General features: G+C 33.5%; 11 protein-coding genes and 1 pseudogene. 7 read left to right on the top strand and 5 right to left on the bottom strand.

What is annotated here, in order from left to right; translation table 11 throughout:
• From AB8B65_RS13020 to AB8B65_RS13010, 3 genes and pseudogenes are all read left to right on the top strand, one after another.
• Window positions 1–140 (top strand): annotated as a pseudogene (locus AB8B65_RS13020) (sprT domain-containing protein); the annotation flags it as partial.
• Window positions 141–347: 207 nt separating this feature from the next.
• On the top strand, window positions 348–1,424 hold the full coding sequence (locus tag AB8B65_RS13015; protein WP_405301516.1) for a mannose-1-phosphate guanylyltransferase: 1,077 nt from the start codon (window positions 348–350) through the stop codon (window positions 1,422–1,424).
• Between the two features lie 5 nt (window positions 1,425–1,429).
• On the top strand, window positions 1,430–2,929 hold the full coding sequence (locus tag AB8B65_RS13010) for a DUF389 domain-containing protein (protein ID WP_405301515.1): 1,500 nt from the start codon (window positions 1,430–1,432) through the stop codon (window positions 2,927–2,929).
• 160 nt (window positions 2,930–3,089) lie between these two features.
• On the opposite strand, the gene AB8B65_RS13005 is transcribed toward AB8B65_RS13010, so the two are convergent.
• Window positions 3,090–3,860, bottom strand: coding sequence for an ABC transporter ATP-binding protein (locus tag AB8B65_RS13005; RefSeq protein WP_405301514.1), 771 nt, complete (start codon window positions 3,858–3,860; stop codon window positions 3,090–3,092).
• Window positions 3,860–4,597 carry an MlaE family ABC transporter permease gene (locus AB8B65_RS13000; protein ID WP_405301512.1) on the bottom strand — a complete coding sequence of 246 codons (738 nt, stop codon included), beginning with the start codon at window positions 4,595–4,597 and terminating at the stop codon, window positions 3,860–3,862. Before AB8B65_RS13000 ends, AB8B65_RS13005 begins: the two co-directional genes overlap by 1 nt.
• 138 nt (window positions 4,598–4,735) lie before the next feature.
• Here AB8B65_RS13000 and pafA point away from each other — a divergent pair, with 138 nt between their 5' ends.
• On the top strand, window positions 4,736–6,412 hold the full coding sequence (gene pafA, locus AB8B65_RS12995; protein WP_405301510.1) for an alkaline phosphatase PafA: 1,677 nt from the start codon (window positions 4,736–4,738) through the stop codon (window positions 6,410–6,412).
• Here the strand turns inward: pafA and AB8B65_RS12990 are convergent.
• From AB8B65_RS12990 to AB8B65_RS12980, 3 genes are all read right to left on the bottom strand, one after another.
• Window positions 6,409–7,158, bottom strand: coding sequence for a LytR/AlgR family response regulator transcription factor (locus AB8B65_RS12990; RefSeq protein ID WP_405301509.1), 750 nt, complete (start codon window positions 7,156–7,158; stop codon window positions 6,409–6,411). The two genes, pafA and AB8B65_RS12990, sit on opposite strands and share 4 nt — an antisense overlap.
• A 123-nt stretch (window positions 7,159–7,281) precedes the next feature.
• Entirely contained in the window at window positions 7,282–8,145 is an 864-nt protein-coding gene (locus AB8B65_RS12985) for a glycosyltransferase (protein WP_405301508.1), read from the bottom strand.
• Between the two features lie 73 nt (window positions 8,146–8,218).
• Window positions 8,219–9,118 (bottom strand): FkbM family methyltransferase, encoded by a 900-nt coding sequence (locus tag AB8B65_RS12980; protein WP_405301506.1) that lies wholly within the window; start codon window positions 9,116–9,118, stop codon window positions 8,219–8,221.
• Between the two features lie 67 nt (window positions 9,119–9,185).
• Between AB8B65_RS12980 and AB8B65_RS12975 the strand changes: the two genes are divergently transcribed.
• The 3 genes from AB8B65_RS12975 to AB8B65_RS12965 all read left to right on the top strand — a co-directional run bounded on the left by AB8B65_RS12975 (window position 9,186) and on the right by AB8B65_RS12965 (window position 14,537).
• A complete protein-coding gene (locus tag AB8B65_RS12975; RefSeq protein ID WP_405301505.1) occupies window positions 9,186–12,107 on the top strand; it encodes a T9SS type B sorting domain-containing protein in 2,922 nt (973 codons plus the stop codon).
• 124 nt (window positions 12,108–12,231) lie between these two features.
• On the top strand, window positions 12,232–12,879 hold the full coding sequence (locus tag AB8B65_RS12970; RefSeq protein ID WP_405301504.1) for a hypothetical protein: 648 nt from the start codon (window positions 12,232–12,234) through the stop codon (window positions 12,877–12,879).
• A 158-nt stretch (window positions 12,880–13,037) separates the two neighbouring features.
• Window positions 13,038–14,537, top strand: a complete 1,500-nt coding sequence (locus AB8B65_RS12965) for a polysaccharide biosynthesis C-terminal domain-containing protein (protein WP_405301503.1) — start codon at window positions 13,038–13,040, stop codon at window positions 14,535–14,537.
• Window positions 14,538–14,539: the final 2 nt, after the last annotated feature.

Raw genomic sequence — 14,539 nt, 5'->3', positions numbered from 1 at the left:
GAAGTACATTCCGAATGCATAACGGGAAAATATTTCAACGCGGAAACAAACGTGTCAAACGCTATGAATGTGTTGAGGTTGCTACAGGTCGTATGTACTTATTCAATCCAAATGCTGAGGTTGAGTTGTTGCGGAGTTAATCTGTTACCAGAAATATGTATACTTTCAATTAACGAACATTCACACGTAAAATAAAATGGATGCTTTCAAAAAGAATTCAGACGTCTAAGTTTTATAACCAATCAACGATACAAAGCCGTTAATAATTCGCTCTTTTGGTATTTATTTCAGCAATCTGTATTATATTGCTTTCATAATCGAAAACCTACCAACGAATATTGATGACAATGAACAAGAATTATTATGCAATTCTCATGGCTGGCGGTGTAGGATCGCGTTTTTGGCCTGTAAGCACTTCGAGCTTTCCTAAGCAGTTTCACGACATGTTAGGCACAGGAGAAACCTTGATCCAAAAAACATTTCACAGACTATCAAAGTTAATTCCAAAAGAAAATATATACATTCTTACGAATGAAAAATACAACGATCTCGTTTTAGAACAATTGCCAGATGCAACGCAAAAGCAAGTAGTTTTAGAGCCTGCCATGCGCAATACAGCGCCGTGTATTTTATATGCATCACTCAAAATTCAAAAAGAAAACCCAAATGCCGTAATGGTGGTTGCACCAAGCGATCATTGGATTGAAGATGAAAACGCTTTCATAGGTAATTTACAAGCTTCTTTTGACAAATGTGCAGAAGAAAATGTGTTGATGACTTTGGGAATTCAGCCCACATTTGCCAACACAGGTTACGGATATATCAATTTTGAAAAAAGTGAATCTGCAATCAAAAAAGTGAACAAATTCACGGAAAAACCAGATTATGAAACGGCGAAAAAATTCTTGGAAAGCGGCGCATACTTATGGAATGCAGGAATTTTTATTTGGAGTGTGGAAACAATTGTAACATCTTTCCAAAAATTTCAACCAACGCTATATACACTATTTGAGCAAGGTATTTCGGTATATAATACAGATTTTGAAGACGATTTTATTCGAGATAATTACGGTCAAGCCGAAAACATCTCAATTGATTATGCCATTATGGAACATGCGACACAAGTATACGTTCTGCCAGCTACGTTTGACTGGAATGATTTAGGAACTTGGGGAAGTTTGTATGATAAGCTAGATAAAGAAGAAAACGGAAATGCAGTTGTAAATGCAAAACCTATTTTACAAGATGCAAGCGGAAACATGATTCGTACGACTGGTAAAAAAGTCGTGGTGATTGACGGATTAAATGATTATATTGTGGTTGATAAAGAAGATGTTTTGTTGATTTATCCAAAAACAAAAGAGCAAGACATTAAAAAAGTTTTACAAAAAGTCAAAGATACCTTTGGTGAAAATTACGGATAATACAGATGAGTACAGAAGGAGAAAATAAATTCAATTTTACAGAAGACGAACCAAAAAACGGAGCTACTAACGGAACACAAGTTGTGGATGATCCGAAAGGATTATGGCAAGGATTTAAACGATTTTTACACAATCTTTTAGATATAAGAGATGATGTTGATAAAGATCAAACCATTGAAGATGTCAAAAAAGACATTCCATTTAGAGGCGCTACGACTTGGATTTTAATATGTTCGATCTTTATTGCATCGGTCGGACTAAATGCTGATTCGACTGCCGTAGTCATTGGAGCCATGTTAATATCTCCACTAATGGGGCCGATTTTAGGAATGGGAATGTCCATTGCTATTAATGATATTGATACACTTCGTAAATCGCTGATCAACTTTGGAGTCATGGTTGTATTAAGTATACTAACGGCGTTTCTATTTTTTAAATTCTTTCCATTACAAGAAGATTCTTCCGAATTATTAGCCAGGACAAAACCAGATATCCGTGATGTATTGATCGCTTTCTTTGGAGGTTTGGCATTAATTATTGCCAGAACAAAAAAAGGAACCATAGCTTCTGTAATCTTTGGAGTAGCAATTGCAACAGCCTTAATGCCACCATTATGTACGGTTGGTTTTGGACTTGCCAAAGGAGGAAAGTTAGGAATAGAATATGCTGGTGGTGCCATGTACTTATTTGTCATAAATACAATTTTCATTGCATTGGCAACATTTTTAGTCTTAAAAATTCTGCGTTTCCCAATGTTAAAATACGCCAATTCTGCAAGACGAAAACGGATTTCGCGATTGGCTTCAGTAGTAGCATTGGCAGTAATGATTCCAGCGGTTTGGACGTTTTGGAAAGTATTGGTAGAAAGTAATATCAATAGAGATTATAACTTATTTGTAGAAAAAATAGAAAAGAACCCTGAAGTTTGGTTACAAAAACGAAAAGAAGATTTAGACGTCGATAATAAAATTATATTTCTACACTTTAATGGGGAAGTTTCTTCTGCTTTAAAAGCTCAATATGAAAGCGATATAAAAAATTACGAAAGTATTAAAGACTTTAAATTAAAGGTTTTTGGTAATAAAAATAGAAGTGTAGATAAAATTTCGGATGCTTTAGATAGAGCTTACAAAGACTTGGATCGTAAGGAAATAGTCATTTTAGGATTGGAAGAAGATATCAAAGAATTAAACCTAAAAGTTTTAAGTTTAAATGAACAATTAAAATCGAAAGCAGCATTGCAAGACGCAAATTACTTTGACTTTAGTTCGCTTTCAAAAGATGCAAAAATTAAATATGCTGACTTACGTCAATTTGGATTTTCCAAGATGTTAAGTTCTCAAGATTTTATTAGAACTGATACCATTCCTGTAGCAGTTGTAAAATGGAATCCTCAATTGACAGATAGTATACAAACCATTCGTGAAGGAGAATTGAAAGTGTGGTTGCGTCAAAAACTTGCGTTAGATACGTTGATTGTGGAGCGTATTAGAGATATAGAGTAAATATTAAAAAATAATGATATTGAAAAAGCGGACTTGTTATGGTTCGCTTTTTTAGTTTATAAAAAGCCGATTAGAAACAGCATTCTGAACTTGATTCGGTTTGACAAAATTTACCAGTTAAGCTCCCTTTTTTAAGTTTGAAATGATTTATTTTTTGAATTTAATCTTTCAATTCTTTTAAATATACTTCTCTTACTTTTTTGAATAAATCAGAAGAATACACAAAGTCCGTTACAGATTCATTATCGGTTTTAAAAATTTCCTTATTGGTGCCTTCCCAAGCTTTGAGACCGTTTTTTAAGAAGACAATTTTTTCGCCAATTTCCATCACAGAGTTCATATCATGTGTGTTAATAACGGTTGTAATATTATATTCGTCTGTAATTTCTTGAATCAAATTATCAATGACAATTGCCGTTTTTGGATCGAGTCCAGAGTTGGGTTCATCGCAAAATAAATACTTCGGGTTCATCACAATAGCGCGCGCAATAGCAACTCGTTTTTGCATTCCACCAGAAGTTTCAGCCGGGAATTTATGATGTGCATTTGTTAAGTTTACACGTTTCAATACAATATCTACACGATCTTGCATTTCACTTACAGATTGATTGGTAAACATACGCAACGGAAACATTACGTTTTCTGAAACGGTCATTGAATCAAACAAAGCACTTCCTTGAAAAACCATGCCCATTTCGGTACGGAGTTCTCGTTTTTCTTGTGTAGATAAACTTTTATAATCTTTCCCATCAAACAAAATAGCACCTTCTTCGGGTGTGTGTAATCCTAATAATGACTTTAAAAAAACAGTCTTTCCAGATCCACTTTGCCCAATAATTAGATTGGTTTTTCCCTTCTCGAATATTGTTGAAATTCCTTTTAAAATTTCAACTTCATCAAAAGATTTCTTTATGTTTTTTACTTCGATCATTAGGTCAATAATAATTGTGTGATGAGGTAATTTACCAAAATAATTGTAACACTCGTCCAAACGAACGAAGTCGTACTTGCTTTTCCAACTTCAAAAGCGCCACCTTTCATGTAAAACCCATAAAAAGAAGGAATCGTTGCTAGTATAAACGCAAATATAAACGTCTTTAAAAAGGCGTACGTCACGTGAAATGGAATAAATTCAGTTTGCAATCCTTGAACAAAATCGGCACTCGTTGAAAAACCTCCATAAATACAAGCTACCCATCCACCGAAAACGCCTAAAAACATCGCTATTGTAATTACAAAAGGATATAAAGACAAGGCAACAATCTTAGGGAATACGAGATAATTCAATGAATTTACTCCCATAACTTCCAAAGCGTCAATTTGTTCAGTTACACGCATAGTTCCTATACTTGAAGTAATAAAAGAGCCTACTTTTCCAGCCATAATAATAGAAATGAATGTCGGAGCAAATTCTAGAATTACTGATTGTCGTGTAGCAAATCCAACAAGGTATTTAGGAATTATAGGATTGGTGATGTTTAAGGCAGTTTGTATCGCAACAACACCACCAACGAAAAAGGAAATAAAACATACAATACCTAAAGAACCAATGATTAAATCATCGATTTCTTTAAAGATAAGATTTCTTAGTATGGACCATTTGGTCATTTTACTAAATACGCTTTTTAACATCAAAAAGTAGCGTCCTATATTTTCTAGGTAAATCATGGGCTAAAAATACATCATTCGTGTTAGCTAAGAAAATAATTAACGATTTAATGATTAGTTAAAATGGTATTTGCAGTAAAACAATTACTTTTGATGGAATATAAGTTTCCCGAACCTAAATAAACGAGAAAACGTATTATGAAAAATAGTGTCTTACTTAGCATATTGTGCTTATTTTTTGTTCAGTGTATTTCTGTAAAACAAAAAGTGAATACAACCACCAATGCAACCGTACAAATTACAACAACTGCAAAGCCAAAATTAGTAGTTGGTATTGTAGTTGACCAAATGCGATATGACTATTTAACGCGTTTTCAAAGCAAGTATAGTAATGGCGGTTTTATGCGAATGATGAATGGTGGTTATAATTGTAAAAACAATCATTACAATTACATTCCTACATATACAGGTCCAGGACACGCTTCCGTGTATACAGGAACAACGCCAGAAAACCACGGAATTATTGCCAACGATTGGTATGATAAATTCATAAAGAAAAGTGTATACTGTGCTTCCGATGAAAATCAATCTTCGGTTGGAGTTGAAGGACAATGGGCAGGAAAAATGTCGCCACACAGAATGCAAACAACAACGGTAACAGATCAATTGCGCTTAGATACACAACAACGCGGAAAAGTAATCGGAATTGCCATAAAAGATAGAGGCGCTATTTTGCCAGCAGGTCACTCAGCAAATGGTGCGTATTGGTTTTATGGAAAAGATAAAGGAAATTGGATTACAAGTACATATTACACAAATGAATTGCCAACTTGGGTAAAAGAATTCAATGCAGCCGATGAAGCTGAAAAATATTTGACTACGTGGAATACTTTATATGATGTTAATACGTATGTGGAAAGTGATGCGGATTTAAGTACGTATGAAGGAACATTTAAAGGAAAAGCAAATGCCGCTTTTCCGTACGATTTAAAAAGTTTGCAAGAAGAAAATGGCGGATTCGATATTTTGAAAGCAACTGCGTATGGAAATAACCTAACAACCGATTTTGCCATTGCTGCTATAAAAGGTGAAAGTTTAGGTAAAGATGCCGATACCGATTTCTTAGCGCTAAGTTATTCGAGTACGGATTATGTTGGACATCGTTTTGGTGTGAATTCTATAGAAATTCAAGATACCTATTTACGACTCGATCAAGATATTGAACGTTTATTTGCTACGCTAGATGCGGAAGTTGGAAAAGGAAACTATACCATTTTCTTAACGGCAGATCATGCAGCGGTTCATGTACCATCGTATTTGCAAGACCAAAAAATTCCAGCAGGATATTTTGATAATGGCAAGTTAAAAAAGCATTTGATAAGTTTTTTAAATACAACGTATGGAAGTGAAGCATTGATCGAAAACATTTCCAGTGGACAAGTATTTTTAAACTATGCAGAAATTAAACGCTTGAAACTTTCTAATACAGCAATAGAAAACGCATTGCAACAAGAGTTGTTGAGTTACGATAAAGTTTCAAAAGTATATACACGAACAGCTTTTTTAAATAGCGAATTTACACACGGAATTGCAGCCGCATTACAACGCGGATTCAGTCAAAAGCGATCGGGCGATGTATGTTTTGTATTGGACATCGCTACAATTTCATATTCGCGCACAGGTTCTACACACGGTTCTGGATTTAATTACGATACACATGTTCCGTTACTTTTCTATGGAAATGGTATTCAACAAGGAGAAACTTTACAGCGTACAAAAATTACCGACATTGCGCCAACTATTTCGGCATTATTAGAAATTTCACTTCCAAATGCAGCTACTGGCGATCCGATTGAAAGTGCGTTGAAAAACTAATGTTGATTGCTGTTGTAATGTTTTAAAAAATCGACTACTTTTTTACGATTTCTAACGGAAGTCGCAATTTCCATGTTATTTGCCATGACAAGAATTCCGTCAGGTGTAAACTCTTTTATCTTGGTGATATTTATCAAGAAAGAGCGATGCACTCTAAAAAAACCGTTTTCGCCTAGCATGTCTTCGACACGTTTTAAATTTTTTGAAACAATCAATTGTTTAGTTTGTTTCAGGTGAAGTGTTGTGTAATTTCCAGAAGCTTCGCAATATAAAATGTTTGAAAATCGCACGGAAGTATATTCGCCTCTTTCAAAAATAGTAATGGCTTTGTTTTTATTTTCTATTTGTTCTTTAAGTGCTTGATACTTTCGTTTGTCAAAAGCAGAACGTTTCAACTCATACATCTCTAACACCTTTTGCAGTTGCGTTTGTTGTATGGGTTTATTTAAATAATAAAAAGCAAAATAGTCCATTGCTTTCTCCTTGTAATCTACAAAACCAGTCGTGAAAATAACTTCAAAAGTCATTTCGCTTTGTAGTTTATCTAGTACTTGAAAACCGCTACCATCTTTTAATTGAATGTCTAAAAACACAATTTCAGGCGCTTTTCTCTGAATAAGAGCTACAGCACTTTCAACATCGGAAGCCCAACCGTTAACTTTAATATTTTTGTGATTTTGTTTTAAAACAGATGCCAAATATTCCATTGAAGACGTTTCATCTTCAATGATAATTGCATTGATCATGTATATATTTTTTGCTGAATGTGGGTTTCTTGAAAGGTAATTTCTACTAAAATACGTTTAATTTCTGAAATACAATAACTTTTTGTTAAAAACGCGGAATATTACCTGCTATTTTTCTGACTATTAGAAGCCTAAAAAACCTTTTAATTTTTGCGCTATTTGCGTACGTCTGTAGCTACGTATGAATTTTGCCTGTTCTAAATTGACCATTTTTTCAGTCTTTATATTTTTAGCCGAAAAATAGCCATTCATATACGCTGAAAAAACCTTGAAACTTTTCTTCTTTAGCGCAATTTTAAGAGCTGCAATTAGTGAAATCCAAAAACCGTATCCGAGTTTGTAAAAAACCATTCCATGATTGCGGTGTACTTTTTCTTTATACGCGTTTCCAGTTGGTTTTAAGTGTTTTACATGTAACGATTCATCTACAAACACATTCCATCCATAAAAACGAGCTAACAGTACATCGGCAGTGTCCCAACCTAATGATTTTTGCAAACCACCAATTTGTTCAAAACACGTTTTTCTATAGGCTTTAAAAGGACCGCGTACATGATTTTTATCTGCAATAGATTCGTAAATCCACTCGCCATTCTTTTCAATATATGCCAAACCACCTGCGATTCCAATTTTTGGGCTTTTCTCGAAATGATTGCAAATCGTTTCAAAATAATGTGTTGGTAAAATAATGTCGGCATCCAGTTTTACAACGATGTCAAAATTTTCATCCAAAATTTCAAAACCTTTATAAAAAGCTTCTACAACTTTACTTCCAGGAATATGTTCGTTTTGTGCGTTGGTGTTTACTTTCGTGATGAAACTATGCTGCTGTACAAATGCATCAATGATACTTTCGGTGTCGTCAGATGAATTATCATTCACAACCACTACTTTTTTAGGTAACAAGGTTTGTTGCACAACAGAAGTGAGCGTCATTTTAATAAAATCGGCTTCGTTATGCGCAGGAATGATAATGTAATAAAGCATCTTGAAGTTATGAGGTTTCTAATTTAGGGTAAAATATAACTTTTCTTTAAAAATAGAAGAACTATCTGTAGCGTTAATTTATAATCCATTCTTCTATTAATGAAAATTTACTTTCTGGTACAAAAAATACATTTCTAACACCATCATCTTGCGTTCTTATCAAAGTATCAACCAATTTTAAACCATCATCTGTATGTGCATAAAAAGTATACTTATGTTTGCGCATTATTACTTCTAACTCTGCTTCTATCTTGTTGAACAGTAGTTCACATATAATGATAGGTTGCTTTTTTTGTATCGTATCATCTGCTCCTTTCAAAATTAGACATTCAGCGCCTTCAGTATCCAATTTAATTAAATCTAGTGCTTGTATTTGATTGTCTGAAAAATAAAGATCCAACGTTGTTGATTGTACTCTAATTTTATTGGATAATTTATAGGTCTTTGTGCCAATATTATGCTCTCCCGATAAGTTGTAAATGGAAGGATATTTTTTATTTCGAATTTCAAAAAAATCAATTTCTCCCGGCGTATCCATAAGTGCATATGGTTCAAGACGTATGTTATTGGATAACTGATTTATTTTTATATTTTCACCTAAATAAGTTTTAACTCCTATAGAAGGTTCAAAGGCATAAGTGATCAATTTAGGGTTAACCTTAGCTCCTAAAATAGAATAATAACCAATATTAGATCCGATGTCAAAAAACACACTTACTTTTTTTATTAAACCGATAAACACTGGTGTGTATTCAAAATTTAAAGCGCCTTCCCAAAAAATTTGTCTGCTTATATAACTAGTCTGATTTGTTTTTAAAATGAAAGAACCATGATGTTCATCAATGGTAATTTTTAACTTTCCAGACGGATTAATTTTAAATTTTGAAGGTAAGATTGAAACAAAAAAATAACTTATATTTCTAATGACTTTATTAATTATTGGTTGATATATAATTCTATAGAGTAAATCCATAATTTTTATTTATTACAAATATAACGATATCATCATTTTTATTTTTTATTTTTTCGAATAATTTAGAATGCTTAAAAGAATCCTATTTTTTATTTTTTTGATGTATAACTGCCTTAGTTACACTCAGAATTATTCAGTTGCTGATTCTCAAAAAATAAATGAATCCGTAGGGAATTTTATAGGAGATCTTGATGTAAATGATAATTTTGGAATCTCAATAGATGCGATAGGAGACCTCGATGGAAATGGTGTTAATGATTTAGCGTTAGGAGCTTATACAGATGATGATGGAGGTACAAACAAAGGTGCCGTTTGGATTTTATTTATGGATTCAAATAACGAAGTGATTTCTCATACAAAAATTAGTGATACTAGCGGAAACTTCACTGGAATCTTAGATGCAGAAGATAGGTTTGGAGGTGCTGTAGCGTATTTGGGAGATCTAAATAATGATGGGCTTATTGAGTTGGCAGTTGGTGCTGATTATGATGGAGATGGTGGATTTTGGCATGGCGCTGTTTGGATTTTAAGTTTAAACAGTGATGGAACCGTAAATGCACATTCAAAAATAAGTGATACGCAAGGTGGATTTACCGGATTTATTAATGGAGATGCAATTTTTGGTACTGACATAGAAAATATTGGAGACTTAAACGGTGATGGAATACAGGATTTAGCTGTTGGTTCAAGAAGAGACGCCGATGGTGGTTCAAGAAGAGGTGCTGTTTGGATTCTATTTATGAATGCTGATTTTACGGTAAACAGTCATCAAAAAATAAGTGATACACAAGGAGATTTTTTTGCACTATTGGAGTTTGAAGATTATTTTGGAGGATCGGTTGCAAGTATTGGAGATTTAGACCAAGATGGTACTAATGATATTGTAGTAGGCGCATACCGCGATGATGATCAAATTGCAAATTCAGGAAGTTTTTATGTATTGTTTTTAAATGCTAATGGAACGGTAAAAAACTACCAAAAAGTGTCCAACTTAGAAGGTGGTTTTAATGGAACTATCACAAATGCTGCACTTTTTGGAGAATCTATAGATGGAGTAGTAGATATTGACAATGATGGTAAAATAGAAATTGTAGTTGGGGCATTGCGACAGGAAAATCCAACACAACTCAATCAAACAGGAGCTTTTTACATTATTGAACTAAATACAGATGGTACAGTATCGGAAGAATACTTATATACTTTCGGAGAAAATTGTTTTACAGGAACACTCAATGAAGGAGATTTTTTTGGAGGTTCAGTAACAGTATTGAACGATTCTGGAACATATAGCTTTGCTGTTGGGGCTTATAAAGATAGCGAAAACGGAAACGATAAAGGTGCCGTTTGGATTTTGGAATTAGGAGAACTATCTTTTTCAATACTAACAACACAAAATCCTAGTGGCTGTGATGCAGGCGATGGAGAAATAATTCTAGGCAATTTGAGTGCAAATACAACTTATGAGATTGCCTATGAATTTGAATCTGCAAGTATAACTCAAACGATCACATCAAATGCTAATGGTGAATTGTCAATAACAGGTTTGCTTGAAGGCGAGTATACTAATATTTTTGTGACTAATGGTACCATGAGTTGCTCGGATAATGTTGGAAACGTCTCCCTCAATTCAAGCAGTTTAGAGGTAACTTATACTACACAAAACCCATCAATGTGCGGAGCTTCAGATGGAAACATAGTATTAGAAAACTTAGATGCTAATACAACATATCAAATAAGTTATGAGTTCAACGCTGTTCAAGAAACACTCAATTTAACTTCTGATGTAAATGGAGAAATACTAGTGTCTAATCTCTCAGGTGGACTATATATTTCATTTGAAGTAATAGACACAAATTCAAATTGTGAAGATTCTTTAGGAGATATATTTATAGGCGAACCGACTTTTGTGCTAACATTCACAGCGAGCAATCTATCCGCTTGCGGCAGTTCAGATGGGACTATTTTAATTTCAGATCTGACTCCTAATCAGAATTATGTAGTAGATTATTTTTACGAATCAAACTTAGTTCAAAATCAATATGAGGCAGATGTTAATGGTGAAATTTTGATAACAAATTTAAGCGAAGGTATTTATGAATTTATAATGGTTGTTGATACGATTAACTCTTGTACAGATGGAATTGGTGAGTTAGAAATAGAAGGTGTTGCGCTAATGCTAAACTCCATGATAACCAGTCCAAGTGGATGTGGCATCAATGATGGAGCAATTACATTTCAAGGAGCTGCTGCCAATACCGATTACACTGTTTCTTATGTTTTAAACGGAACTACAGAAACGATTACAGTCACATCAAATGCTTCTGGAGATATAGAAATTAACAACTTGCAAGCAGGAAACTATACATCGATTATAATTGAAGAAACTGCCACAAGTTGTATCATTAATCTAGGTGCAATTCTAATAGAAGATCCAGTATTTAATCTATCATTACTAACGATGAATCCGAGTTCATGTGATATCAACGATGGAAGTATAATTTTTCAGGGAGCCATTCCAAACACTATTTATACAGTTTCTTATGAATTGAATTCGATACCTAATATGTTGTCAATACTTGCAGATGATCAAGGAAATATAGTTATTGAAAATTTAGATTTCGGTCTATACACGAACATAACTATTGAACAAAATAATCTAGAATGTGTTGCCATGTTTTCAGTAGCTGAATTACTTTGTGAAGATGAAGCTGAAACTGAAAGGTGTTTTAGAATTCGCAATTTTTTCACACCAAATAACGATAGCTTTAATGATACTTGGTACCTAGAAGACGTTCAAGGATGTGATTATTTGGTGTATATATACAATCGTTACGGAAAATTACTGACGATACTAACACCTAACTATCCGCAATGGGATGGAAGCTATAATGGGCAAGCACTTCCATCAAGTGATTATTGGATAGCCATACATTACACAGAAAACAATCAAAAACTTGTATATAATACAAATATTACTTTGAGAAGATAATGTTACAGGCGTATGTCTATTAATTTCATAGTTTTGTAATCAAAAACCTAAAAACACTTTAAAAGGAAAAATAAAACACTAATATTGTAATGTAAAATTTCACCAACAATTTTTATCTCTACTGATGAAATTCATAAAAAAGATATTACGCAAATATAAATACACAGCCAAGTTGTTAGAGCTGTACTTTTTCTCTAAAAATTACTTAATGCCGAAAGGATGGTTTTTAAGTAGATTTTTACTAGCTCCCGTTGATAAAAACAATTTACCATTACCTTGGTTTACGTATGCATCAATCCATTTTATCAATCAAAAATTAGAAAACACATCATTTAAGGTTTTTGAGTATGGAAGCGGAAATTCTACACTTTGGTTTGCATCAAAAGTAAAAAGTTTATGCTCTGTAGAACACGATAAAGGGTTCTTTGATCAAAAAATAAATGAAATCCGTTCATTAGACAATGTCGATTACAAGTACATTCCCTTAAAAGATGGGTATAGTGATAAAATACTGGAGTTCACCAATGAATTTGACATTATAGTAATTGATGGTAGAGATAGGGTAGAATGTGCAAAGAAATGTATTAAAGCCTTAAAAGATGACGGTGTTGTTATTTGGGATAATTCCGACCGAGATGAATATGCTGAAGGATACGAGCATTTTAAAAACAACGGATTTAGAAAAATTGACTTTCATGGTTTAGGACCAATCAATCATAAAGAATGGCGAACCTCTATATTTTATAGAAGCAATAACTGTTTTGATATATAATTTTAGAAGTTGAAAAGTAAATTAGTCTATGAGTTTTGTTTTGAAGTAAATGGAGAAAACGATTTACTAAAAGCTACCAATAATAAACTCGCAAGAGTAAAGCTATAAACCAACCAAACCCAAAAATCCGTACATTTGTTTCTATAATAACTGCACGATTGGAAAAACACCAAAAAGAAGTATCGTCACAAACGCTTAAATTTAGTATCATCAACTATGTTGGTGCCGCTATCGGAATTGTGTCTACGCTTTTTATTTACCCAAATGACAAGGAGTTTTTAGGAATTATGCGCTATATTTTTGATGGCGCACAAATTCTGATGGCATTTTTTGTATTTGGAACTTCACAATCACTAGTAAATTATTTTCCGCGATTTAAAGCATCTGCTGAAAAGCGCAACATCTTTTTTTCAACCACATTACTCGTTGTGGTTGTAAATAGTGTGTTGTTTTCTACGATATTTTTATTGTTGGCAAGTTCGTTTTCGAGTCTGTTCACAGATTTTCACGCCTTTGATTATATAGAATATTCGGTCATTGTCGGTTTTGCTTTCGCGATTATGGACGTTTGCAAACGACAAGCGTCTAACTATAAAAAAATTGCGATTCCGACCGTGTTGGAACGTTTTTCAATTAAAGTTTTCTTTCCAACTATATTTTTACTCTATTTAGCAAATCATATTTCTATAGAAACAGGGAAAAACATTTATGTACTTTGTTTTGTAGTTATGATGATGATTGCGCTTTGGTACGTGAAAAAAGTAGCGAATATTCAGTTCAATTTTTCACCCAAAAAAGTGTTTGATCGTTCTTTTAAAAAGGAATATGCAAAATACAGTCTCTTTGCATTTTTTAGCATTCTAGGTTCGTTATTAGCGTTTAAGATTGACGGAATTATGGTGCCAAATTTAATTGAAGGCGGCAATGCTATGACAGCCAACGGGACGTATAGTATTGGTGTGGTCTTGGCGGCAACATTGGCGATTCCTGCAATTGGATTGTATACCATTTACAGTCCGATCATCACAGAATATATTGCAAAAGATGCTATTTCTTCGTTAGGGAAAAAGTATCAAGAAGTGTCTAAATTGTTATTTGCTATTGGCGGATTTTTACTCTGTTGTATCTTTTTAGGTGTAGATGATTTATTTTCCATTTTACCAACACGCGAAAACTTACTCGATACCATTCCTGTGATTTTAATTCTGAGCTTTAATGTGGTTGTTGATATGACAACTTCGTTCAATTCGCACATACTTTTATACTCAAAATACTTCCGTTTCAATATGGTTGCCATTGCTATTTTGGTGGTGTTGAATATTTCGTTGAATGTGTATTTTATCAAATATCTGAATTGGGGAATTGAAGGTGCAGCTTATGCCACGTTGATTTCCATGACGTTGTACAATACCGTGAAGCTGATTTTTATCTATTCAAAATATAAAATTCAGCCATTTACCCAAAAACATATTTGGCTACTGCTTTCATTTGTGGGAAGCGTGAGTTTATTACACAACATTCCCACAACAAATAGGATCATTTTGGATATCCTGATAAAAGTAGGAACATGTATGATGGTAAACGGAATTGTGATTTATAAACTTCGCATGATTCCTGCTATCAACGATTGGATTGCTAGTAAAATAGGAGTGAAGTAAAA

Origin of the sequence: Kordia sp. (assembly GCF_045105435.1) — a bacterium.
In the GTDB taxonomy this organism is placed as follows: Bacteria; Bacteroidota; Bacteroidia; order Flavobacteriales; family Flavobacteriaceae; genus Kordia.
The sequence above is the reverse complement of the archived record's forward strand: the minus strand, read 5'-3'. Positions and strand labels throughout refer to the sequence as shown.

What these genes read in the sequence shown, in the direction of transcription:
- AB8B65_RS13015 (WP_405301516.1), top strand. Translation starts at nt 348, where the DNA reads ATGAACAAGAATTATTATGCAATTCTCATGGCTGGCGGTGTAGGATCG.
- AB8B65_RS13010 (WP_405301515.1), top strand. Translation starts at nt 1,430, where the DNA reads ATGAGTACAGAAGGAGAAAATAAATTCAATTTTACAGAAGACGAACCA.
- AB8B65_RS13005 (WP_405301514.1), bottom strand. Translation starts at nt 3,860, where the DNA reads ATGATCGAAGTAAAAAACATAAAGAAATCTTTTGATGAAGTTGAAATT.
- AB8B65_RS13000 (WP_405301512.1), bottom strand. Translation starts at nt 4,597, where the DNA reads ATGATTTACCTAGAAAATATAGGACGCTACTTTTTGATGTTAAAAAGC.
- pafA (WP_405301510.1), top strand. Translation starts at nt 4,736, where the DNA reads ATGAAAAATAGTGTCTTACTTAGCATATTGTGCTTATTTTTTGTTCAG.
- AB8B65_RS12990 (WP_405301509.1), bottom strand. Translation starts at nt 7,158, where the DNA reads ATGATCAATGCAATTATCATTGAAGATGAAACGTCTTCAATGGAATAT.
- AB8B65_RS12985 (WP_405301508.1), bottom strand. Translation starts at nt 8,145, where the DNA reads ATGCTTTATTACATTATCATTCCTGCGCATAACGAAGCCGATTTTATT.
- AB8B65_RS12980 (WP_405301506.1), bottom strand. Translation starts at nt 9,118, where the DNA reads ATGGATTTACTCTATAGAATTATATATCAACCAATAATTAATAAAGTC.
- AB8B65_RS12975 (WP_405301505.1), top strand. Translation starts at nt 9,186, where the DNA reads ATGCTTAAAAGAATCCTATTTTTTATTTTTTTGATGTATAACTGCCTT.
- AB8B65_RS12970 (WP_405301504.1), top strand. Translation starts at nt 12,232, where the DNA reads ATGAAATTCATAAAAAAGATATTACGCAAATATAAATACACAGCCAAG.